We start from the raw sequence: 22,406 nt of genomic DNA, 5'->3' as shown, positions 1-22,406 counted from the left end.
GCCACGCGGCGCGCCGGGATCGCCGGCTGCTCCTCGGCGGCGGCACCGACCTGCGGGTTCTGGGTCAGCGGCGCAGCCATGCCGCGGCGGGGCGAGGGAACCTCGGCCACCGCGACGGCGGCGTCGATGCCGGTCGCCACGACCGAAACGCGGATCGTGCCGTCCATGTCGGGGTCCAGGGTCGAACCGACGATGATGTTGGCATCGGCGTCCACCTTGTCGCGGATGACGTTGGCCGCCTCGTCCAGTTCGAACAGGGTCATGTCATAGCCGCCGGTGATGTTGATCAGCACGCCGCGCGCGCCGTTCAGGCTGATCTCGTCCAGCAGCGGGTTGGCGATGGCACGCTCGGCGGCTTCCTGGGCGCGGTTCTCGCCCGAGGCCTCGCCGGTGCCCATCATGGCCTTGCCCATCTCGTCCATCACCGACCGCACGTCGGCAAAGTCCAAGTTGATCAGGCCCGGCTTGACCATCAGGTCGGTCACGCCCTTGACGCCCTGGTACAGCACGTCGTCGGCCAGCGCGAAGGCGTCGGTGAAGGTGGTCTTTTCGTTGGCCAACCGGAACAGGTTCTGGTTCGGAATGATGATCAGCGTGTCCACGACCTTCTGCAGGGCCTCGACGCCCTCCTCGGCCTGGCGCATCCGCTTGGTGCCCTCGAACTGGAAGGGCTTGGTCACGACGCCGACGGTCAGGATGCCCATCTCGCGCGCGGCCTGCGCGATGATCGGCGCCGCACCGGTGCCGGTGCCGCCGCCCATGCCCGCGGTGATGAAGCACATATGCGCGCCCATCAGGTGATCGACGATATCCTCGATCGTCTCCTCGGCGGCCTTGGCGCCGATCGTGGGCTTGGCGCCCGCGCCCAGACCCTCGGTGACCTTGGGCCCGATCTGGATGCGCGAGGTCGCACGCGACTGCTGCAGCGCCTGCGCGTCGGTGTTGGCGACCACGAACTCGACCCCGTCGAGCTGCTTCTGAATCATGTTGTTGACGGCGTTGCCACCTGCGCCACCGACACCGAAGACGGTGATGCGCGGCTTCAGCTCTTCTTCGTCATTCATCATCAGATTGAGGTTCATGGTGTCCGCCTGTTACCGCTGCTGCATTGGGGAGGCGGGTGTACCGCTCGAATCCCGTTTCTTAATGGTTACCGTAACAATTGGCACCAGTTCCGTCACCCGAAAAAGCCGGGCGTTTCGCAAAATCTGGAGGGGCTACCCTTGAAATAGGCGGCATCTTGCCATGTCTTCCGAATGTGGTGGGAAAACCCTTGCCACCCCCCAGAACCAAGGTGGTGCAATCACCAGTTGTTCTTGAACCAGCGATAGGCGCGACGCAGGCTGCGCGCGGGATAGCGGTCGGCCGGCATCTCGAAATCCCACCATTCATCCTGCGGATGTGCGGCGAACAGCGCCAGGCCCACGGCGCTGGAAAAGCTGGGATCGGTCAGCTGATGGGCCAGACCGTCGATGCGCAGCGGCCGCCCGCAGCGCACGTTCGGACCCAGGATGCGCGTCGCCAGCCCGTCCAGGCCGGGGATCTGGCTGCCGCCCCCGGTCAGCACGATCTGCTGGCTGGGCATCCAGTCGAACCCGGCCGCGTCCAGCACCTCGCGGACATGCTCCAGCATCTCCTCGACGCGGGGGCGCATCACGCCGATCACGTCGGCGCGGCTGACCTGGCGGCGGTCCGCCTCCCAGTCCCCGGTTTCTCCGCCGACCTCGATCATGTCGCGGTCGTCGCGGCCCGTCGCCTCGACGCCCCCGTTCAGCGTCTTCAGGCGCTCTGCCACGGGCAGGCTGACACGCAGACCCTGGGCGATGTCCTGGGTGATCAGGTTGCCCCCGATGGGCACGTGATCGGAAAAGATCATGTGCTTCTTGACGAAGATCGACACGCCGGTGCCGCCACCGCCGAAATCGACACAGGCCGCGCCCAGCTCCTGCTCATCCTCCACCAGCGACGCGCGGGCCGAGGCATAGGGCGCCGAGGCGATCCCCGCCAGTTCAAGGTCGCAGCGCCGGATGCACTGGACCAGGTTGCCGATGGAATCGCCGTCCACGGTCAGCACATGCATGTCGCAGAACAGCTTGTTGCCCAGATGGTCGCGCGGGTCGGCCAGGTTGCTGCGGTTGTCGACCGCGAAATTCACCGGCTGCGCGTGCAGCACCTCGCGGCCGCGGCCGAAATCGGGGGCGTCGCAGGCGGCCAGCACGGATGCCACGTCATGTTCGCCGACCTTGCCGGATTCCAGCACGATCTCTCCGGCCAAGCCATACGAGGCCGGCCGGCCGCCCGACAGGCAGGCGATGACATGATCGACGCGCACGCCCGCGACCTTCTGCGCGGCGGCGACGACCGTGCGGATCGCACGCTCGGTCTCGGCCATGGTTTCGATCTCGCCGCGGCGCATCCCGCGCGACCGGGTCGATGCCGCGCCGATCACGCGGAAATTGACCTGCCCCGCCATCGGGCCCACGCCGTCGGTTTCCCGGAAGGTGCCGTTGCCGTCGATGCGCAGGACAAGGCAGGCGATCTTGGACGTGCCGATGTCCAGGATGCCGATCACGCCCCGCTGCAGGGCCGCCCGGCGGATGTTACGCATCGCGCGTTGCGTCTGATACAGGTCCACCATTCCTCAGCCCTCCGTCTTCTTGTCATCGGGCAGCACGCTGCCATCGGGTCCCAGCAGCGGCAGGCCGCGTGCGGTGCGTATCGTGTTGCGCGCATCGATCCCCAACCGCAGGACGGGCCGCGTCGGGTCGCGCAGATCGACGATGGTGATGTCGCGGCCCAGCATGTCCTCGGCCCGGTCCATCGCGATCGCGGCCTCCAGCGCGATCACCGCACCGGTCTCGGGCAGCAGGATGCGCTGGCCGTGATCCAGCACCAGGTCCCACCGCCGTTCGCCGCGCCGCACCAGGCCGCGCACGCGGGGCAGGATCGGACCCGCGGCGTCGAACAGGGCCAGCGCCTCGGTCGTGGCCAGGTCCGCCCCCTCTCCGGTGATCAGCGGCAGGTCGGCGCGCACCTCGCGCGAGGTCAGGCTGGCCACGCGATGACCGCCGGCGTCCAGCATGTCGATGCCGCGCGCGTGGCGCCACAGGATCGCGGGTTCGCGTTCCTTGACCACCGCCGACAGGATGCCGCCCGGCTTGATGCGCAGGTCGATGGATTCGACCGCGTCCAGCTGCAGCACCTGCAGGCGCAGCGCCGCCAGATCGATGTCGAAGCTGGAGGCCGGCAGATCCACCGGCAGCATCGCGCGAAGGGCGCGGTCCACCACCGGGGTCGCCCCCTCGATCGTCATGATGCGGACCTGGAATTCGTCGCGGCTCTGGACCTTGGTCACCACGCTGGCGACGGTGTCGTTAAGCGCGGCGCGACGGTCCTCGTCGGCCAGCCACAGCCCCCCGATCATCGCGATGGCAAAGGCCGGAAGGCCCACGCGCAGCACCCGGCGGTACAGCGGCGTCAGCCACATCCGTTCCAGGCGGTACTTCAGGCGCGACGGCGCGGGGTCGCGGCGCTGCCGCGCGGCGGGCGGGGTGATCTGCTTTCCGGGACGGTGATCGATCACGACCGGCACAGCGCGTCCTCCACCATCCAGCGCATCAGCGCGGGAAAGTCGATGCCGGCATGGGCCGCCTGTTCGGGGGCCAGACTGGTCGGCGTCATGCCGGGCTGGGTGTTCAGCTCCAGGATGATCAGCCCGTCCACGCCGCGCGTCTCGTCCCACCGGAAATCGGTGCGCGTCAGGCCGGTGCAGCCAAGCGCCTTGTGCGCGCGCACGGCCATCTCCAGGCAGGCGGCGCGGATGTCGTCGGGAATGTCCGCGGGGATCACGTGGCGCGACCCGCCGACGGTGTATTTCGCGGCGTAATCGTACCAGCCGCTGGTCAGGATCTCGGTCACGTCCAGCGCGCGGTCGCCCATGACCGTGGTCGTCAGCTCCCGCCCGGGGGCATAGGTCTCGACCATCACGCGCTCGGGCATGTCGGCGGACAGCGCGGGCGGCTGGTTGGCGCCGTCATGGACGATATAGACGCCGACGGACGATCCCTCGTCATTGGGCTTGACCACATAGGGGGGCGGAATGACGTGGCGCAGGCGCACCTCGGCGGCGTCGGCGATGACGCTCTCGACCACGGGCAGGCCGGCGGCGCGGAACGCCTGCTTGGCGCGCGTCTTGTCCATCGCCAGCGCCGAGGCCAGCACACCCGAATGGGTATAGGGAAGGTCCAGCCAGTCCAGGAGGCCCTGGACGCATCCGTCTTCTCCCCACCGGCCATGCAGGGCGTTGAAGACGACGTCGGGTGCGGCATCGGCCAGACGCCGGACGATCTCGTCCCCGCGCGCGGCGCCAAGATCGATCTCGGTTACCTGATATCCCGCCACCCGCAGCGCATCTGCGCATTCGCGTCCCGACGACAACGACACCTGGCGTTCAGCCGAGGGTCCGCCCATCAGAACAGCGACCGAGTGGGCTGTCCTGCTCGACCTGCCCGCCACTTTTCGCCTTTCGTGCCCGGTTGATCCGGGCTTGATCTGGTCCGCGCCCCCTTGAACGGAGGCGTCATGTCGCATCAGGTTACAAGCAAAGCGCGAACCGCAAAAGCTCAATTTCGGCTGTCTGCGCAGAATGTTGCGCAGCGGGCGTCAGTCCGTGTCGGGACCGGGGTCGCCGATGCGGATGACCTCCCATTGCAGGTCGTGGCCGCTCTCCTCCAGCACGCGGCGTCGGACCAGTTCGCCCAGGGCCTCCAGCTCGGCTGCGGTCGCGCCGCCAGTGTTCAAAAGGAAATTCGGATGCTTTTCCGACATCTGCGCGCCGCCCCAGCTGTGTCCGCGCAGCCCCGCCCGGTCGATCAGCGACCATGCCTTCAGGTCGTGCACGTCATCCGCCTGCCCGGTCGAGCTGAACCCCGCCGGGTTGCGAAATGTCGAACCGGCGCTGCGTTCGCGGGTGGGCTGGCTTTCGTCGCGCCGTGCCAGCTGATCGGCCATCTTGGCGTGCAGCCGGTCGGGGTCGCCCGGCGCGGCACGCAGCCGGGCACTGGTGATCACCCAATCGGCCGGCAGATGCGTCTCGCGATAGCCGAAACGCAGATCGGCGGGCGTCAGCGTGACGCGTGCGCCCTGCCGCGTGACGGCCTGCGCGTCGATCAGGTGGTCGGCCACATAGCTGCCATAGCAGCCCGCGTTCATCCGCACCGCGCCGCCGATGCTGCCCGGGATCGTGCGCAGGAAGGTCAGGTCCAGCCCCGCCTCCGCCGCCCGCCGCGCGACCTGTGCGTCCAGCGCCGCGGCACCCGCGGTGACGGTGTCGCCGTCGATCTCGACGCTGTTGAAGGCGCGGCCAAGGCGGATGACCACGCCGCGGATGCCGCCGTCGCGCACGATCAGATTGCTGCCCACGCCCATCGGAAAGACCGGGACACCGGGGTCCAGCGCGGCAAGGAAATCAGCCAGGTCATCCTCGTCCGCGGGCTGGAGCAGCCAGTCGGCGGGGCCGCCGACGCGCAGCCAGGTCAGGCCGTCAAGGGTTCTGTCGGGGATCAGGCTGCCGCGGGGGGTGGGAAGGTCGATGCTCATGGCCTTGGGTGGTAGCCAGCGGCGCCCCGCCCGTCAACCGCGGGACTAGAGGACCAGCGTCGCCGCGGCGGCCAGACCCGCGACCAGCATCGACGCCAGCGTCAGGACGATCTGGGGGCTGCGCCACGCCAGGCGGTGGCCGCGGATCCGCGCCAGTGCCAGCCCGGTCACCATGCCCAGCAGTGCGGGCAGGACGGTAAAGCTTTGCGCGACGACGGCCGCCAGATCGTGAAAGCCCCCCTGCCCCTGCGCCGCCCGAAACAGCTGCAGCGCGATCGCCGCCAGCAGTGCCGCCAGGACCAGCAGCGGCCAGCGCAGCTGCAGCCGCGCGCTGCCCCAGGCGATGACGCCCGCGCCCGACAGGCACAGGCCCGCGATGATCCAGGGATTCATCGCTGTCCTTCGGCGGTGTTCATGGGCGCGGGCGTGGGCAGCCGCGCCGCGCGGCGCCGCGCGGTCGGACGGCCCAGCAGCATCAGCAGACCCAGTCCAAAGCCCAGAACGCCCAGGCCCGGTCCCCATTCCAGCGTCAGCCAGCCCAGAACCGGGACGCCTGCCAGCACCAGGACCCAGCTGGCGCGTCGCTGCCAGCGGCGGTTCAGGCGCGGGGTCAGGCAGGCCAGCATCAGCCAGACCGCCGCCCCCGCCAGCGCCAGCAGCGGCAGGATCGCAAGATCGGGCGTGGCCGTCACGCGGCCTGGCCCTGCAACCGCGCGGGCAGCCCGTTGGCCCAGGTCGAGATCGTGCCCGCCCCCAGGCAGACCACCATGTCACCGGGCCGCGCCTGTTCGCGGACCAGTCGCTCCAGGTCGTCCTCGGACAGGATGGCGCGGGCGTGGCGGTGGCCGTGGGCGATCAGCCCCGCCACCAGGTCATCGCGCGAAGCGCCGGGAATGGGCTCCTCTCCGGCGGAGTAGACGTCGGCGATGGCGACCACGTCGGCCTCGTTGAAGCAGGTGCAGAAATCCTCGAACAGGTTCGACAGGCGCGAATAGCGGTGCGGCTGGTGGACCGCGATCACGCGGCCGGTGCTGGCCTGGCGCGCGGCCTTGAGGACGGCGGCGATCTCCACCGGGTGGTGGCCGTAATCGTCGATGATGGTCACGCCGTTGATCTCTCCGATGCGGGTAAAGCGGCGACCGACCCCGCCGAATTTCGCCAGCGCGGTGCGGATCTCGGATTTCTTGATGCCCAGGTGGCGTGCGACGGCCACGGCCGCCAGGCAGTTCGAGACGTTGTGATCGCCCGGCATGGGCAGGGTGCAGCCCTCGATCATCGGGATCGGACCGTCGGTCGCCTCGCCCTGCAGCGCGATGTCGAAATGCGCGATGCCCTTGTCATAGGTCAGGTTCATCGCCCGCACGTCGGCCTGCGCGTTGAAGCCGAAGGTCACCACACGGCGATCGGTCAACCGACCCACCAGCGCCTGCACCTCGGGATGGTCGGTGCAGCAGACGGCCAAGCCGTAGAACGGCACCGAGGACGCGAAGTTGGTGAAGGCCTGGCGCAGCGCATCGAAGTTGCCCCAATGCTCCATGTGTTCGGGGTCGATGTTCGTGACGATCGCGATGTCGGCGGGCAGGCGGTTGAAGCTGCCGTCGGATTCGTCGGCCTCGACCACCATCCACTCGCCCGCACCGGCCCGCGCGTTCGAGCCATAGGCGTGGATGACGCCGCCGTTGATGACCGTGGGGTCCAGCCCGCCCGCATCCAGCAGGGTCGCGACCATCGTGGTGGTCGTCGTCTTGCCATGCGTGCCGGCGATGGCGATGTTCGATTTCAGCCGCATCAGTTCGGCCAGCATCTCGGCCCGGCGCACGATGGGCAGGCCGCGCAGGCGCGCCTCCTCCAGCTCGGGGTTGCCCTTCTTGATCGCGGTCGAGATGACGATGACGCCTGCGCCCGCGACGTTCTCGGCGCGCTGGCCCTCGAAGACGGTGGCGCCCAGGGTCTCCAGCCGGTCGGTGATCTTGGATTTCTTGGAATCGCTGCCCTGGACGCGATAGCCCAGGGTCAGCAGCACCTCGGCGATGCCCGACATGCCGATGCCGCCGATGCCCACGAAATGGATGGGGCCCAGCTCTCCGGGCAGTTTTGTCGCTGCGTTCATCGCGTGATCTCCTCGACGAGGTCGTACAGGCGGCGCGCCGCATCGGGGCGCGCCAGGGTCAGGGCCGCCTGCGCCATGGCCGTGGCCTGGGCGGGGTCCGTCAGGATCGCGCGGATGTCGCGCGTGAGGCTGTCCGCGTCAAGCACGGATTCGGGATGGACATGCGCCGCGCCCGCATCGGCCAGCGCCTGCGCATTCGCGGTCTGGTGATCGCCGGTGGCGGCGGCAAAGGGGATCAAGATCGCCGGGCGGCCGATCACGGTGATGTCGGCCAGCGACGATGCGCCCGACCGGCTGATCACCAGATGCGCGGCCGCGATGCGGTCCGGCACGTCGGTGAAGAAGGGCTGAACCTCGGCCGCGATGCCGGCTGCGGCATAGGCAGCCGTGACCTGATCGGCATCCTCGGGACGGGCCTGGTGGCTGACCTGCAGACGGGCGCGCAGGTCCGCAGGCAGGCCGGCGATGGCGGCGGGCACGACCTGCGACAGGACGCGCGCCCCCTGGCTGCCGCCGATGACGAGCAGGTTCAGCGCCCCCTCGCCCGGCGCGACATAGGGGCTGGCGGCCCGGTCCAGGACCGCGCCGCGGACCGGGTTGCCAACGTGCTGGCCCGAAATGCCCTGCGGCAGGATCGTGGGCCAGGTGCCGCAGGCCACGCGGTGCACGCGCGCCGCGAACATCCGGTTCACCCGACCCATGACGCCGTTCTGTTCGTGGATCATCCGCGGCAGGCCCATCAGATGCGCCGCCGACAGCGCCGGGATGGTCGGATAGCCGCCGAACCCGATCACGACCGACGGGCGGTCGCGCCGGAAGGCCCGGCGGGCGGCCAGCACCCCGGCTGCGATCTTGAACGGTGCCGCCAGCTTGCCCGACAGCCCGCCGCGCGCGGTGGTCGCGGATTTCACGACCTGGCGCTCGACCGCGTCGGGGAAGCCGCCGGCATAGCGCGCACCGCGGTCATCTGTAGACAGCTTGACGCGCCAGCCCTGCGCCAGCAGCAGCTCTGCCAGGGCCTGGGCCGGAAACATGTGGCCGCCGGTGCCTCCGGCGGCGATCAGGGCAAGGGGGGCGGCCATCAGCGGGACCGGCGCAGGATTTCGGCGAACTCGCCCTGCGGACGGGTGCGGGTCAGCGCCAGCAACATGCCAAGCGCAATGCCGGACGCGATCATGGACGAGCCGCCATAGCTGACGAAGGGCAGCGTCATGCCCTTGGCGGGCAGCAGGCGCACCGCGACGCCCATGTTGATCAGCGCCTGCACGCCGAAGGCGCAGGCCAGGCCCGTGCCGGCGATGCGGGCGAAAGGATCGCGTTCCCGCACCAGCCGCAGCAGCGAGCGCATGACGATGGTCATGTAGAGGAGGATGATCGCCAGGACCATGATGAAGCCGTATTCCTCGGCCGCGACGGCGATGATGAAGTCGGTATGCGCATCGGGGAGCGACCATTTCACCGTCCCCTCGCCCACGCCGACGCCGAAGAAGCGGCCTTCCTGGATGGCGTTCGTGGCAAAGTAGATCTGGGTGTTCGCGTCGATTTCCGATGACAGGAAGCTGTTGATCCGGCGGGCAAAGTGTTCGGACGCGTTATAGGCGAACAGACCGCCCATCCCGGCCAGTCCCGCGACGCAGACGATCAGGATGACCGGCGACCCGGCGACGAAATACATCACCAGCCACGAGAACAGCACCAGCGAGGCCTGGCCGAAGTCGGGCTGCAGGGCCAGCAGGATGACGATCGTCATCGCGGCGCCGAAGGAATAGATCCGCCCCGGAGGGCCGCCCGGTTCCTGCGCCGAGGCCATGAACCACGCGCAAAGCGCCACGAAGCCCGGCTTGAGGAATTCCGACGGCTGCACCGACACGAAGCCGAGCGACAGCCACCGCGTCGCGCCCTTTCCGAAGTCCGTGCCGATGATCGGCAGGGCCAGGATCAGCATGAAGGACACGGCAAAACCCAGAACGCCGATGCGGCGGATCTGGCGGGGGGTCAGCATCGAGATGACCAGCATCACGAACAGGCCCATTCCCCCGAACACCATCTGTCGCTGGACATAGTAGAACCGCGGCAGGTTGTTCTTTTCTGCCAGGGGCACCGATGCGGCCAGCCCCAGCAGAAGACCGATGGCGAACAGGCCAAGGACGCAGGTCAACGACCATTTGTCCAGGGTTCGCCACCAGCGTGGAAGAATCGGGTCGCCCGCCCGAACGGGCGTCGTGCCGAAGACCATCTCGGTCATGGGAATACCGCCGTCACTGCCTCTGTCCTGTCCGGTTTGCCCGGATCTGGGCACAAGGATAGCGCGATTGTCGCAGGCGCGCTACCACAGATTGTCCGCGGGGCGGGGCGCGCGCCGCAACGTGATCGCGCAACGGGGCCGGAGCCCGCAAGCGGCCTCCGGCGCGCTGCCGCCCGGCCCCGTGTCGGCTGTGCGGTTCAGCCCAGGGTGGCCAGGGCGGGGAACGTCTCCAGCAGCCAGAAGCTGAAGGCAGAGAAGGCACCGGTCAGCAGCATGACACCCACGACGACCAGAAGCGCGCCCATGACGCGTTCGATGGTCTTGAGGTACGGCTTGACGCGGTTCATCAGGCCGATGGCCCGGTTGATGAAGATTGCGGCCAGCAGGAACGGGATCCCCAGCCCAAGGGCATAGACCGCCAGCAGTGCGGTTCCGCGGGACAGTTCGCCCCCGGTGGCCGCAAGCGACAGGATCATGCCCAGTTGCGGGCCGATGCAGGGCGTCCAGCCAAAGGCGAAGGCCAGCCCCAGCACATAGGCGCCCAACGCGCCGCCGCCCTGCTGGCCCGATTGCAGCCGGGCCTCGTGGTCCAGAAGGGGGATGCGGATGACGTGCAGGAAATGCAGGCCCATCACCACCACCATGACACCGGCGACGCGGGCCAGGATGTCTTGGTACTGCAGAAAGGCGCGTCCGAAGGCCGACGCGGCAAAGCCCATCACAAGAAAGACCGTCGACAGGCCCAGCACGAAGAACAGCGCGGGCACGACGGCGCTGCGTTCGCGGGTCTTCAGCCCGTTCACCCCCACCCCGGTCATGTAGGCCAGATAGGGCGGCACGATCGGCAGCACGCAGGGCGACAGGAAGGACAGGACACCCGCCAGCAACGCCACGAAGGCGGCAGGCAGGAAGGCGGCGGTGGCGAGTTCGATTCCCAACATCGCGACACCTTAGCGGGTGGGGATGCAAAGGACAGGGGCCATGGCGTCACGGATGCGTGGGCCGGATGGCAAAAGGGGCGCGGTGTTGCCACCGCGCCCCTGGTTCAGCGAACCTTACCGGCCCGACCACCATCCGCGCCGCTTGGAGGGCGCGGCCTCGGCGACGGGTTCGGGCTGGGCCTCGGCCCGCGGTTCGGGCTCCGCGGATGCCGCATCGACCGGGGCCGCGGCAGTCTCGACCAGCGCCTCGGCTACCGCTTCGGCGGCGACGGGGGCGGCGTTCAGGCCGGGCAGCGCATCGGCGCGGGCATCCTGGCTGTCCTGCAGATCCACGACCTCGGCCAGGGGCTGCGCATCGACCGGCTTTCTGGACCGCGACCGGCCGCGCGAACGCGTCCGGGTGCGACCGGCAGGAGCCTCCTCCTCGGCCTGGGGCGCATCGGCCTCGGGCTGATCATCGGCAGCAGCGGCAACCGGTTCGGCGGCGGCGGCGGGGGCTGCCACGTCCTCGTCGGACTGGTCCTCGCCCTCGTCGTCCTGATCGTCATCGGCGCGCAGATCCTCGCCCTCGGGACGCTCGCCGGATTTCCGGCGACGACGACGACGGCGGCGACGCGACCGACCCTCGCCATCCGCGTCCGCATCGGCAGGACGCTCGGCGCGCGGCTCGGCGGCGGGTTCGGACGCCTCGACGGCCTCGGCAACCGGCTCCTCCTGCGGCTCGGCGACGTCCAGGTCCTCCTCCTCGTCGATGCTGGCCATCAGCTCGGCATTGACGCCCAGGGGAACGTGGCTGGGCTCGGGCAGCACGCGGGTCGCGGTCTTGAACTTCTCGATCGCGAAGTCCGGGGACACCAGTGCCGGGTCAGCCTCGACGCGCACGGACAGGCCGTAACGCGCCTCGATGCCCGCGACATGCTCGCGCTTGGCGTTCATCAGGAAGTTGGCGACGGCGACGGGCGCCTTGACCAGAACCTCGCGCGAACGCTTGCGGGTGCCCTCGTCCTCGATCGCGCGCAGGATGGTCAGCGCCAGGCTGTCATCGCTGCGGATCAGGCCGGTGCCGTGGCAATGCGCACAGGGCTGCGTGGTCGATTCCAGCATGCCGGGGCGCAGGCGCTGGCGCGACATCTCCATCAGGCCGAACCCCGAGATGCGGCCGATCTGGATGCGGGCGCGATCGGATTTCAGCTTGTCCTTGATACGCTTCTCCACGGCGGCGTTGTTGCGACGCTCGTCCATGTCGATGAAGTCGATGACGATCAGCCCGGCCAGGTCGCGCAGGCGCAGCTGGCGGGCGACCTCGTCTGCGGCCTCAAGGTTGGTCTTGAGCGCGGTCTCCTCGATCGAGCCCTCCTTGGTGGCCCGTCCCGAGTTCACGTCGATGGCGACCAGCGCCTCTGTGATGCCGATGACGATGTAGCCGCCCGACTTCAGCTGCACGACCGGGTTGAACATGCCCGCCAGATAGCTTTCGACCTGGAAGCGCGCGAACAGCGGCATCTGGTCCTGGTAATGCTTCACGCTGTCGGCATGCGTCGGCATGATCATCTGCATGAAGTCGCGCGCCTGCTGATAGCCGCGCTCGCCCTCCACCAGCACCTCGTCGATGTCCTTGGAATACAGATCGCGAATGTTGCGCTTGATCAGATCGCCTTCCTCATAGATGGCGGCCGGTGCGATCGACTTGAAGGTCAGGTCGCGGATCTGCTCCCACAGGCGCAGCAGGTATTCGTAGTCGCGGCGGATCTCCATCCGGGTGCGCTCGCTGCCCGCGGTGCGGATGATCAGGCCGGCGCCCTTGGGCACATCAAGTTCGCCCGCGATGTCCTTGAGTTTCTTGCGATCCGCGGCATTGGTGATCTTGCGGCTGATGCCGCCTCCACGCGCGGTGTTGGGCATCAGGACGCAGTAGCGGCCGGGCAGCGACAGATAGGTAGTCAGCGCGGCACCCTTGTTGCCACGCTCCTCCTTAACGACCTGCACCAGCATGATCTGGCGGACCTTGACGACCTCTTGGATCTTGTAGCGGCGCGCACGCGGCTTTCGGGGTGCGCGGACCTCCTCGGTCACGTCCTCGTCGGCGACCGATTCGATCTCGTCGTCCTTGTCGGTCGCATCCTGGCCCGCGTCGTCGGTCGTCGTCTCGTCCGAGGCATCGACCGCCTCGGCGCGGGGCTTGCGGCGCGAACGGCCACGCTCCTCCTCGGCCTCCTGGGCCTCGGCATCGGCGCGTTCCTCGGCCTTCAGCGCCTCGCGGTCGGCCGCGGGGATCTGGTAATAGTCCGGATGGATTTCCGCGAAGGCCAGGAAGCCGTGGCGGTTCCCGCCGTAATCCACGAAGGCCGCCTGCAGCGAGGGCTCGACCCGCGTGATCTTGGCCAGGTAGATGTTCCCGGCGATCTGGCGCCGGTTGGCCGTCTCGAAGTCAAATTCCTCGACTTTGGTTCCATCGACCACGACCACCCGAGTTTCCTCGGCATGGGTGGCGTCGATCAGCATTTTCATTGCCATTGTTATGTCTTTCGCGCAGCCGAAGACCGGGCGGCGCCATCGGCGTCCCCCGGTTCGGTCTGCGGTGTGATGAGGACACGGGCGCGTCACCGTCGAAGACGTCCGGTCGGACGGGGCATCCTGCCCGCCCGTCCCGAAGTCTGCCGTCCAAAGCGCGCGTCATCGCGTCTGTTCCCTAGGATGGCCCGATGCCGCAAGGCGGGGCCGCTGTTCATCTGACCTCCTGCGCCGCCCCGCAATGCGGTGGCGCGACGGAGGCTTGGTTTTCCGCGGGACACATGGCTGCCCGGTATCGGGATCAGAGGTGCCGCGCTGCGAAACTTTCGGCGCGTGGCAACCCCCGGTTGCGGGCAGCCCTGCGCATGGGGCCAACATAGCGGTGGAACCCATCAAAATTCAATGCCGAAAACGATCCGGGCCCGGCATGGGCGAATTTGCGGCAGCCGCGCAACGTCACGCAGCATTAACAGTTTTTTCACGCGCCCGTCGCAGCCTGTCCCTAGTCCGGGATCGACCGGGAACGGAGGCCGCGATGCCCGTGATGCGGATGGATGCCGACCAGCCTGTGCCCCCTGCCCTGCGGGACGCCGCGCGCCGCCTGCCCGCGGGGGCGCCGGTCCTGGTGATGCTGCACGGCTATCGTTATTCCCCGGCCCATCCGGCGCATGACCCGCACCGCCACATCCTGTCGCCCCAGGCCGGTCCCGGCGGCATCTCGTGGCCGCAGCAGCTGGGCTTTCAGGGCGATCCGTCCGAAGGCCTGGCCCTGGCCTGCGGGTGGGAGGCGCGGGGCAGACTGCGCCATGCCTATGACCGCGCCGCCGAGGCCGGGGCGGACCTGGGCGCGATGATCGACGATCTGGCGACGCTTGCAGGGCGGCCCGTCGGGCTGATCGGGCATTCGCTTGGCGGCCGCGTGGCGCTGCAGGCGCTGGCCCATGCCGCGCCCGGCAGCATCGGCCGGATCGTCCTCCTGAACGCCGCCGAATTCCAGGACGCCGCCCAATCGGCGCTGGACAGTCCGGCGGGCCGCATGGCCGAGGTGCTGAACGTCACCGCCCGCGAGAACGACCTGTTCGATTTCGCGTTGGAGCAGCTGCTGTCGCGCGGGCGCAGGCGGGCGCTTGGCGCAGGACTGGCGCAGGCCCGCGCCAACTGGGTCGACCTGCAGATCGACGATGCCGCCACCCTCGAGGCGCTTGAGACCTTGGGCTTTCCCACCGCCCGCGGAGCCCGGCTGATGTCGCACTGGACGCCCTATCGGCGCCAGGGATTGTTCGCCTTCTACCGTGCGGCGCTGTGCCATCCATGGGCCTTGCCCCTTGGGCTGCTGCGCCATCACCTGCCGCTGCGGCCACAGCCGCGCTGGTCGCGGCTGCGGGCGGGGCCGGTGTCCCTGGGCGGAATGCGGGCCTAGGGCTGGGCGTCGTCCTTGGCGGGCAAGGCGTGATCGCGATACAGTTTCGCATTGCCCAGCAGGAACGCGAACAGCAGCACCGGCAGGCCGAAGGTCTTGAACCAGACCCAGGTGCTGTCCGACAGGTTGCGCCAGACCAGTTCGTTCGCGATGGCCAGCGCCACGAAGAACAGCGCCATGCGCAGCGTCAGCTTGCGCCAGCCTTCCGCGTCCATCGGCAACGCCTCGGACAGGACGGCGCCCAGCCAGTTGCGGCGCAGCATCAGGCCGACGCCCAGGATGGCCGCGAACAGCAGATAGATGATCGTGGGCTTCAGCTTAAAGAAGCGCGGATCGTTCAGCCAGACCGACAGCCCGCCAAAGACGATGACCAACACCAGCGTGGCCACCTGCATCGGTGCCAGCTTGCCGGTGATGCGCCACTGGATCGCGGTCGTCAGCATCAGCGCGGGAATGAAGGCCAGCGTAGCCAGGATGAACCCGCCATAGCTTTCCCCCGCGATGGTCACGGTGTCGTTGCGATACAGCATGAACACCGCAAAGAACAGGATCAGGGGGCCGAACTCCAGCGCCGGCTTGACCCAGGGTTTCGTGTTTTCCATCCCGACTGCCTTCCTGTGGCCGCCCGTCAGGCGGCGAATTCCACGATGACCGCGCCAAGCGCGATCAGCGCCATCAGCGCGACGCGCCGCGGCCCCACCTTTTCGCCCAGGATGACCCAGCCCACAAGGGCGGCGAACACGGTCGAGGTCTCTCTCAGCACGGCGGCGCGACCCACGTCGTCGATGCGCGTGGCCAGCATCACCGACCCGAAGCTGGCGAATGCCACCACGGCGCCGATCATGCCGCGCGCAGCCAGGGGCGCGACCTCGGCCCGCGGCAGGGCGGCCAGCCGGCGCCAGCTCAGCAGCGGCATGAACAGGCCGTCCAGCACGAAGAACCATGCCAGAAACGTGAACGGGTTCGCCGCCAGCCGGATGCCCCAGGCGTCATAGGTCGTATAAGCCGCGACCGTCACGCCGGTGATCAGCGCCCAGGCAAGCGCCGGGACCAGCGTGTCGCGACCGACCTTCAGCTTGCGCAGGCTATTCAGCGCCAGCCCGAAGATGCCGCCGACCAGCAGGCCCAGCCCCACCCACTGCACCGCGTTGAAGCGTTCGTCGAAGACGATCATCGCGACCAGCACGACGACCAGCGGCGCGGAACCGCGCACCACGGGATAGACCACCGTGAAGGCCCCCCGCTGATAGGACTTGGCCTGCGCGATCTTGTAGGCGATATGGATGCCCATCGCGCCCGCCAGCACCGGCCACAGGTGCGGATCGGGCCACGGCACCAGGAACAGCGCCACCGGCAGGGCCAGCACCAGATAGGACAGGTCGATCGCGGCGCGGCTGATCCAGGGATCGTGCCGCCCCTTTTGCAGCGCGCCGAAAACCGCGTGCAGGAAGGCCGCCGTGATCGCCAGGATCGACGCAAGCCGCGCCCCCTGTTCGGTCCCGGCGATCTGGATGATGAAATCGCCCATGCCGCCTGATGGCCCCGATTTGCAGGATGTGCAAGACGCGACGGGTCAGTCCAGCCGGATCGCCGCCACGATCGGTCCCGGCAGGGCACGCTTGCCCATCATCTGCTGGACCAGCAGGGCATGGCGCGTGTCGTCGGGAAAGGATGCATCGCCGACCAGGTCCGCGCGCACCGTCAGGCGCAATGGCTGCAGCCCGTCCCACCGCGTCAGATGCTGCATCCCCAGAACCACATTGGTATAGATGACGGTCTTGCCGCGGTTCTCTCCGGCGGTCATGTCGACGGGGCGTTCGGGGGCATAGCGCACCAGCAGCACGTCGACCTTGCCGCCCAGATCGGACAGGGGCTGCAGCTCGATCGTCTCTCCGGCGTCGGTGCGCTCTCGCTGGATGGTGACCTCGGCGGGGGCAAAGCGGTGGGCGTCGATCAGGCCCATCAGCTGCGCGGGCCCCGGCGCGACCGCGGTGTCCTGTCCGTCCACGATCATCTGCGGCGTATAGACGGACCGTTCGCCCACCGCATGGGCATAGGCGCTTTGGCGTTCGGTGAATTCGGGCCGGGCAAAGCTGTCGGCCCAGCCCAGATAGTCCCAGTAGTCGACATGGAAGGACAGCGGCAGCACGTCGTGCTGTCCCGCCAGCATGGTCAGCATCGCATCGGCCGGGGGACAGGACGAACAGCCCTGAGAGGTGAACAGCTCGACCACGACCGGCAGGTTGGCCGAGGGCAGGTCCGCCGTCACCGGCGGCGCGGCCTCGGCCGGGACGAAACCGTTCACACCGCCCGATTCCGTCAGCGACATCGTCGAGGGGCTCTGCCGGCCCGGATCGTCGGGCGCCAGGATCAGCGGCGCCTCCGGGCGGTTCATCTGGCTGGGCGCGGGGCTTGGCGCGCTGCGCTGCGTGATGTCGGCATGGCCGCCATCCTGCGCCAGCGCCGGCGCCGCGGCCAGCATCGCCACCAGCATCATGACCCCGCCCATCCCGCGGCAGGGCCGCAACGCAGATCGGGGCCACAGGGCCATAAGATGTTTCCCGTCATGTTTCACATCCAGCGTGTTAACGGGTGGCGCGGTGAAACACCAAATCAAGGCTTCGTCAGCGCGTGCGACGGACCGATGCGTGCCTCTTGAGCAACAGCGCGAAAGATGGTATGCAATCGCATACAATTCGTGACGCAACCCTTGCGCGATGCCCCCCGATGGGGCAAAGCAAGGCACACGCCGGACCCATCCATTCTTGCAGACAGGGAGGCCTTGATGCCCATCCAGACCGGAACCGACACCGCCAAGACGCGCCGCACGCTGAGCGCGGGCGCGCAGAGCGTCGACTATTACTCGATCGCCGCCGCCACCGAGGCGGGGCTTGGCGACTTTTCGAAACTGCCGGCCGCGCTGAAGGTCGTGCTGGAGAACATGCTGCGCTTCGAGGATGACGGCCGCACCGTGTCCGTCGACGACGTCAAGGCATTCGCGCAATGGGCCGCCGACGGCGGCAAGTCCAGCCGCGAGATCGCCTATCGCCCGGCCCGCGTGCTGATGCAGGACTTCACCGGCGTTCCGGCGGTGGTCGACCTGGCCGCGATGCGCGACGGCATCAAGGCGCTTGGCGGCGACCCGCAACAGATCAACCCGCTGAACCCGGTCGACCTGGTCATCGACCACTCGGTCATGATCGACGAATTCGGCACCCCCCGCGCCTTCCAGCGCAACGTCGAACTGGAATACGAGCGCAACATGGAGCGTTACACGTTCCTGAAATGGGGCCAGAAGGCGTTCAACAACTTCCGCGTGGTCCCGCCCGGCACCGGCATCTGCCACCAGGTGAACTTGGAATATCTGGCCCAGACCGTCTGGACCGACACGGACCAGAACGGCAAGACCGTCGCCTATCCCGACACGCTGGTCGGCACCGACAGCCACACCACCATGGTCAACGGCCTGGCCGTCCTGGGCTGGGGCGTGGGCGGGATCGAGGCCGAGGCCGCGATGCTGGGCCAGCCGATCTCTATGCTGATCCCCGAGGTCGTGGGCTTCAAGGTCACCGGCGCGCTGCGCGAGGGCGTCACCGCCACCGACCTGGTGCTGAAGGTCACCCAGATGCTGCGCGCCCACGGCGTCGTCGGCAAGTTCGTCGAGTTCTACGGCGAGGGGCTGGACCACATGCCGCTGGCCGACCGTGCGACCATCGCCAACATGGCCCCCGAATACGGCGCCACCTGCGGCTTCTTCCCGATCGACGACGAGACGCTGCGCTATCTGCGCCAGACCGGTCGCGAGGAGGACCGCATCGCCCTGGTCGAGGCCTATGCCAAGGAGAACGGCTTCTGGCGCACGGCGGACTATGCGCCCGTCTACTCCTCGACGCTGGAGCTGGACCAGAGCACGGTCGTCCCGGCGATCTCGGGGCCCAAGCGCCCGCAGGACCACGTCCCCCTGACCGAGGCCGCGACCGCCTTCGGTGAATACATCCGCGGCATCCGCCCGGCACCGTCCGTCCCGGCCGAGGAGAAGGCGGAGATGACCGAGGAAGCCGGATCCCCCGATCCCGCGCCCGAGGAAATCCCCGGCGGCAGCCACGGCCAGCTGAACAGCGGTGCCGTCGAGGGCGAGGACTATACCCTGCGTGACGGTTCGGTCGTGATCGCGTCGATCACCTCCTGCACCAACACGTCGAACCCCTATGTGCTGATGGCCGCGGGCCTGGTCGCCCGCAAGGCGCGCGCCCTGGGCCTGACCCGCAAGCCCTGGGTCAAGACCTCGCTGGCACCCGGCTCGCAGGTGGTCGAGGAATACCTCAAGGCTGCGAACCTGCAGGAAGACCTGGACGCCCTGGGCTTCAACCTGGTGGGCTTCGGCTGCACCACTTGCATCGGCAACTCGGGCCCGCTGCAGCCCGAGATCTCGAAGGCCGTGAACGACAACGACCTGGTCGCCGTGTCGGTCCTGTCGGGCAACCGCAACTTCGAAGGGCGCATCAGCCCGGACGTCCGTGCGAACTATCTGGCCAGCCCCCCGCTGGTCGTGGCCTATGCCATCGCGGGCGACATGAACATCGACGTGACCAAGGACCCGCTGGCGCACACGCCCGAGGGCAAGCCGGTCTATCTGAAGGACATCTGGCCCACCTCCAAGGAGGTCGCGGACCTGGTCGACACCATCGTCACCCGCGAGATGTTCCAGGCGAAATACGCCGACGTCTTCAAGGGCGACGAGCGCTGGCAGGGCGTCGAGATCACCGACAGCGAGACCTATGACTGGCCGGCCTCGTCGACCTACATCCAGAACCCGCCCTATTTCCAGGGCATGTCCAAGGATGCGGGCACGATCAGCGACGTCAAGGGCGCCCGCGTCCTGGCGCTGCTGGGCGACATGATCACGACCGACCACATCAGCCCCGCAGGTTCGTTCAAGCCCACCACCCCGGCAGGCAAGTACCTGACGGAGCGCCAGGTCTCGCCGCGCGATTTCAACAGCTACGGCTCGCGCCGCGGCAACCACGAGATCATGATGCGCGGCACCTTCGCCAACATCCGCATCCGCAACGAGATGCTGGACGGGGTCGAGGGCGGCTACTCCAAGGACGCGTCGGGCAACCAGGCTGCAATCTATGACGCCGCGATGTCCTATGTCGAACAGGACACCCCGTTGGTGATCTTCGGCGGCAAGGAATACGGCGCAGGTTCGTCGCGTGACTGGGCGGCCAAGGGCACCAACCTGCTGGGCGTCAAGGCCGTGGTCGCGGAATCCTTCGAGCGGATCCACCGGTCGAACCTGGTCGGCATGGGCGTCATCCCGTTCGAGTTCACCAATGGCGACACCCGCCATTCGCTGAACCTGACCGGCGACGAGGTCGTGACGATCGAGGGGCTGGCCGGCGACTTCAAGCCGCTGTCGATGGTACCCTGCACGATCAAGTACGCCGACGGCGCCGAGAAGACGATCCAGCTGAAGGCCCGCGTCGATACCGAGGTCGAGATCGACTATCTGAAGAACGGTGGCGTGCTGCACTATGTGCTGCGCAACCTCGCCGCCGCCTGATCGGCCCGCGCTGCGAAAAGGAAACCCCCGGCACCGCGCCGGGGGTTTTTTCATGACCAAGGCCAAGATGGGCGCCGACCACGGCGGGGCGGGCATCTTTGCTGCCGGAAGCCCCGCGAGGACCGACGCGCGGACAGCCCCCCGCCCGGCGCGGATCAGCCGCCGATGGCGACACCCTCGCGGCGCGGGTCGGCGCCGCCCTGCAACCCGTCGGGGGTGATCACGATCCCCTGCAGGCCCGACGTCAGCTCGGTCTCGTTCAGCTCGAACCCCATCGCGGTCAACCCGTCGGTCAAGGCCGCGGGCAGCCCCGCCTCGACGTCCATCGGGCCGAAACGGTTCACCAGGTTCGGCCCGGCCACGGCGGCCTGGATGTCCAGACCCCAGTCCAGATGCGCCACGATCGCCCGCGCGACATAGCCGATGATGCGGCTGCCGCCCGGCGATCCGATCACCATCACCGGGGCGTCGTCCTTCAGCACGATGGTCGGCGCCATCGACGACCGCGGCCGCTTGCCCGGCGCGATGGCATTGGCGATGGGCCAGCCGTCCGCATCATGCGTCTCGAAGCTGAAATCGGTCAGCTCGTTGTTCAGCAGGAACCCCGCCGCCATCACCCGCGATCCGAAACCGTTCTCGATGGTGGTGGTCATCGACAGCGCATTCCCGTCGCCATCCACGATCGAGATATGGGTGGTCGAGGGCAGTTCCAGCGCGCTGTCCTGGCCCCACAGGGCGGCATGGCTCCACCTAGGCTGGCCGGCGCTGACCTCGGGCAGGCTGTCGTCGCCCTGCAGCAGGGCGGCGCGTTCGTCCAGATAGGCCGGGTCGATCAACCCTTGGGTCGGCATAGCCACATGATCGGCATCCGCCATGAAGCGGCCCCGATCGGCGAAGGCCAGTCGCGAGGCGTCGCCGAGCAGGCGCCACGCCTCGGGGCTTTCGGCGCCAAGCGAAGCCAGGTCATAGCCGCCCAGCATCCCCAGGATCTGCCCCACCGTCAGCCCCCCGGAGGACGGCGGCCCCATGCCGCAGACGTCGTGATCGCGATACTCGACGCAGACCGCCGGACGCTCCACGACGCGATAGGCCGACAGGTCTGACCGCGTCAAAAGGCCGGGATTATCCTCGGCCCCGCGGACCGCCGCGACGATCTGGTCCGCGATGGGACCGTCATAGAAGGCATCCGCACCGTCGCGGGCCAGCGCCCGCAGCGTGTCGGCATAGGCGGGGTTGGTCAGCGTCGCCCCCTGCGCGACGGGTTGACCGCCCGGAAAGAAATAGTCCGTCGTCGCCGGATAGCGGGCCAGGGCATCGCCTTCGGACGCGACCAGCGAGGCCAGCCGCGGCGACACCGTGAACCCGTTCTGGGCCAGATCGATGCCGTCCTGGAACAGCCCGGCCCAGTTGGCGCGACCCCATTTGCGGTGCGCGGTCTCCAACAGGCGCGGCGTGCCGGGGGTACCGACGGACCGACCGCCCACCACCGCCTCCATGAAGTCCAGCGGCTGACCCTCGTCATCCTGGAACAGCGTGGGGGTCACGGCCATCGGTGCGGTCTCTCGGCCGTCCAGCGTGGTCACCTCGCCCGTGGCGGCGTCGTACCAGACAAGAAACGCCCCGCCGCCCAAGCCGGAGCTTTGCGGTTCCACCAGGCCCAGCACGACCTGGACCGCGACCATCGCGTCGGCCGCGCTGCCGCCCTGTTCCAACACGCGGGCGCCGGCCTGCACGGCCAGCGGGTGGGCGGCGCTGATCATCCAGTCGGGGGCGGTAACCGGGCGACCCTCGGCCTTGGCGGCCAGCCCGTCGCGGGCGGCCTGCGTCAGATCACCAAAGCCTTCGGTCGCGACCTGCGTGCCCGACGCGGCCTCGGGCGCGATCGCATCGGTCGCCTGCTGGGCCATGCCCCAGGTGGTGCTGCCCATCAGCAGCGCCAGTGCCAGACCTGTCCGTGTCATCTGCCGTCTCCCTTATTTGTGCGTGCCTTTGGGTCAGCATGTCGCGCAAGGGGA

The 22,406-nt window shown here is 68.5% G+C and carries 18 protein-coding genes; 2 read left to right on the top strand and 16 right to left on the bottom strand.

Annotation, left to right across the window (positions count from 1 at the left end; translation table 11 throughout):
- The 12 genes from ftsZ to FHD68_RS02425 form a co-directional block, all read right to left on the bottom strand.
- Nucleotides 1-1,082: cell division protein FtsZ (gene ftsZ / locus FHD68_RS02480; RefSeq protein ID WP_244297738.1), on the bottom strand; the 1,082-nt coding region annotated here is incomplete at its 3' end.
- 221 nt (nt 1,083-1,303) lie between these two features.
- Nucleotides 1,304-2,638, bottom strand: coding sequence for a cell division protein FtsA (gene ftsA / locus FHD68_RS02475; protein ID WP_045981146.1), 1,335 nt, complete (start codon nt 2,636-2,638; stop codon nt 1,304-1,306).
- A gap of 3 nt (nt 2,639-2,641) precedes the next feature.
- The gene (locus FHD68_RS02470; protein WP_045981145.1) at nt 2,642-3,592 is read right to left on the bottom strand and encodes a cell division protein FtsQ/DivIB; all 951 of its coding nucleotides are present in this window, start codon (nt 3,590-3,592) and stop codon (nt 2,642-2,644) included.
- A complete protein-coding gene (locus FHD68_RS02465; protein WP_194885292.1) occupies nt 3,580-4,515 on the bottom strand; it encodes a D-alanine--D-alanine ligase in 936 nt (311 codons plus the stop codon). Before FHD68_RS02465 ends, FHD68_RS02470 begins: the two co-directional genes overlap by 13 nt.
- A gap of 147 nt (nt 4,516-4,662) precedes the next feature.
- The gene (gene murB, locus FHD68_RS02460; RefSeq protein WP_127898160.1) at nt 4,663-5,598 is read right to left on the bottom strand and encodes a UDP-N-acetylmuramate dehydrogenase; all 936 of its coding nucleotides are present in this window, start codon (nt 5,596-5,598) and stop codon (nt 4,663-4,665) included.
- Between the two features lie 45 nt (nt 5,599-5,643).
- Nucleotides 5,644-5,991, bottom strand: a complete 348-nt coding sequence (locus tag FHD68_RS02455; protein WP_045981142.1) for a hypothetical protein — start codon at nt 5,989-5,991, stop codon at nt 5,644-5,646.
- A complete protein-coding gene (locus FHD68_RS02450; RefSeq protein ID WP_240542526.1) occupies nt 5,988-6,290 on the bottom strand; it encodes a DUF2484 family protein in 303 nt (100 codons plus the stop codon). The genes FHD68_RS02455 and FHD68_RS02450 overlap by 4 nt, the downstream gene beginning before the upstream one ends.
- A complete protein-coding gene (gene murC, locus FHD68_RS02445; RefSeq protein WP_127898158.1) occupies nt 6,287-7,708 on the bottom strand; it encodes a UDP-N-acetylmuramate--L-alanine ligase in 1,422 nt (473 codons plus the stop codon). Before murC ends, FHD68_RS02450 begins: the two co-directional genes overlap by 4 nt.
- Nucleotides 7,705-8,790 carry a UDP-N-acetylglucosamine--N-acetylmuramyl-(pentapeptide) pyrophosphoryl-undecaprenol N-acetylglucosamine transferase gene (locus FHD68_RS02440; RefSeq protein WP_127898157.1) on the bottom strand — a complete coding sequence of 362 codons (1,086 nt, stop codon included), beginning with the start codon at nt 8,788-8,790 and terminating at the stop codon, nt 7,705-7,707. Before FHD68_RS02440 ends, murC begins: the two co-directional genes overlap by 4 nt.
- Complete coding sequence (gene ftsW / locus FHD68_RS02435) at nt 8,790-9,953, bottom strand: putative lipid II flippase FtsW (RefSeq protein ID WP_045981139.1); 1,164 nt, start codon at nt 9,951-9,953, stop codon at nt 8,790-8,792. Before ftsW ends, FHD68_RS02440 begins: the two co-directional genes overlap by 1 nt.
- Nucleotides 9,954-10,150: 197 nt before the next feature.
- Nucleotides 10,151-10,894 carry a cytochrome c biogenesis CcdA family protein gene (locus FHD68_RS02430; protein ID WP_045981138.1) on the bottom strand — a complete coding sequence of 248 codons (744 nt, stop codon included), beginning with the start codon at nt 10,892-10,894 and terminating at the stop codon, nt 10,151-10,153.
- 114 nt (nt 10,895-11,008) lie between these two features.
- Nucleotides 11,009-13,408 carry an Rne/Rng family ribonuclease gene (locus tag FHD68_RS02425; protein WP_127898156.1) on the bottom strand — a complete coding sequence of 800 codons (2,400 nt, stop codon included), beginning with the start codon at nt 13,406-13,408 and terminating at the stop codon, nt 11,009-11,011.
- A 532-nt stretch (nt 13,409-13,940) separates the two neighbouring features.
- Between FHD68_RS02425 and FHD68_RS02420 the strand changes: the two genes are divergently transcribed.
- Complete coding sequence (locus FHD68_RS02420; RefSeq protein ID WP_164871405.1) at nt 13,941-14,825, top strand: alpha/beta fold hydrolase; 885 nt, start codon at nt 13,941-13,943, stop codon at nt 14,823-14,825.
- Here FHD68_RS02420 and FHD68_RS02415 read toward each other — a convergent pair.
- From FHD68_RS02415 to FHD68_RS02405, 3 genes are read right to left on the bottom strand one after another with little or no spacing between them, the layout of a single operon-like run.
- Entirely contained in the window at nt 14,822-15,427 is a 606-nt protein-coding gene (locus FHD68_RS02415; RefSeq protein WP_045981135.1) for an inner membrane-spanning protein YciB, read from the bottom strand. The two genes, FHD68_RS02420 and FHD68_RS02415, sit on opposite strands and share 4 nt — an antisense overlap.
- A gap of 26 nt (nt 15,428-15,453) precedes the next feature.
- Nucleotides 15,454-16,353 (bottom strand): DMT family transporter, encoded by a 900-nt coding sequence (locus FHD68_RS02410; RefSeq protein ID WP_139085110.1) that lies wholly within the window; start codon nt 16,351-16,353, stop codon nt 15,454-15,456.
- Nucleotides 16,354-16,398: 45 nt separating this feature from the next.
- Nucleotides 16,399-17,376: a DUF1223 domain-containing protein gene (locus tag FHD68_RS02405; protein ID WP_052714581.1), complete on the bottom strand. Its 978-nt coding sequence runs from the start codon at nt 17,374-17,376 to the stop codon at nt 16,399-16,401.
- A 234-nt stretch (nt 17,377-17,610) separates the two neighbouring features.
- On the opposite strand from FHD68_RS02405, the gene acnA reads away from it, so the two are divergent.
- Nucleotides 17,611-20,391, top strand: a complete 2,781-nt coding sequence (gene acnA / locus FHD68_RS02400; RefSeq protein WP_127898153.1) for an aconitate hydratase AcnA — start codon at nt 17,611-17,613, stop codon at nt 20,389-20,391.
- 155 nt (nt 20,392-20,546) lie between these two features.
- Here acnA and ggt read toward each other — a convergent pair whose 3' ends face one another.
- Entirely contained in the window at nt 20,547-22,352 is a 1,806-nt protein-coding gene (gene ggt / locus FHD68_RS02395) for a gamma-glutamyltransferase (protein WP_127898152.1), read from the bottom strand.
- Nucleotides 22,353-22,406 lie beyond the last annotated feature (54 nt).

The sequence above is a fragment of the Paracoccus marcusii genome, assembly GCF_006151785.1.
Classification (GTDB): Bacteria; Pseudomonadota; Alphaproteobacteria; order Rhodobacterales; family Rhodobacteraceae; genus Paracoccus; species Paracoccus marcusii.
Note: the sequence above shows the minus strand (reverse complement) of the source record. Positions and strands in the feature narration are given on the sequence as shown.

Coding starts and splice junctions, on each gene's coding strand:
- ftsA (WP_045981146.1), bottom strand. CDS start 2,638: ATGGTGGACCTGTATCAGACGCAACGCGCGATGCGTAACATCCGCCGG.
- murB (WP_127898160.1), bottom strand. CDS start 5,598: ATGAGCATCGACCTTCCCACCCCCCGCGGCAGCCTGATCCCCGACAGA.
- FHD68_RS02455 (WP_045981142.1), bottom strand. CDS start 5,991: ATGAATCCCTGGATCATCGCGGGCCTGTGCCTGTCGGGCGCGGGCGTC.
- murC (WP_127898158.1), bottom strand. CDS start 7,708: ATGAACGCAGCGACAAAACTGCCCGGAGAGCTGGGCCCCATCCATTTC.
- FHD68_RS02440 (WP_127898157.1), bottom strand. CDS start 8,790: ATGGCCGCCCCCCTTGCCCTGATCGCCGCCGGAGGCACCGGCGGCCAC.
- ftsW (WP_045981139.1), bottom strand. CDS start 9,953: ATGACCGAGATGGTCTTCGGCACGACGCCCGTTCGGGCGGGCGACCCG.
- FHD68_RS02430 (WP_045981138.1), bottom strand. CDS start 10,894: ATGTTGGGAATCGAACTCGCCACCGCCGCCTTCCTGCCTGCCGCCTTC.
- FHD68_RS02425 (WP_127898156.1), bottom strand. CDS start 13,408: ATGGCAATGAAAATGCTGATCGACGCCACCCATGCCGAGGAAACTCGG.
- FHD68_RS02420 (WP_164871405.1), top strand. CDS start 13,941: ATGCCCGTGATGCGGATGGATGCCGACCAGCCTGTGCCCCCTGCCCTG.
- FHD68_RS02415 (WP_045981135.1), bottom strand. CDS start 15,427: ATGGAAAACACGAAACCCTGGGTCAAGCCGGCGCTGGAGTTCGGCCCC.
- FHD68_RS02410 (WP_139085110.1), bottom strand. CDS start 16,353: ATGGGCGATTTCATCATCCAGATCGCCGGGACCGAACAGGGGGCGCGG.
- FHD68_RS02405 (WP_052714581.1), bottom strand. CDS start 17,376: ATGGCCCTGTGGCCCCGATCTGCGTTGCGGCCCTGCCGCGGGATGGGC.
- acnA (WP_127898153.1), top strand. CDS start 17,611: ATGCCCATCCAGACCGGAACCGACACCGCCAAGACGCGCCGCACGCTG.
- ggt (WP_127898152.1), bottom strand. CDS start 22,352: ATGACACGGACAGGTCTGGCACTGGCGCTGCTGATGGGCAGCACCACC.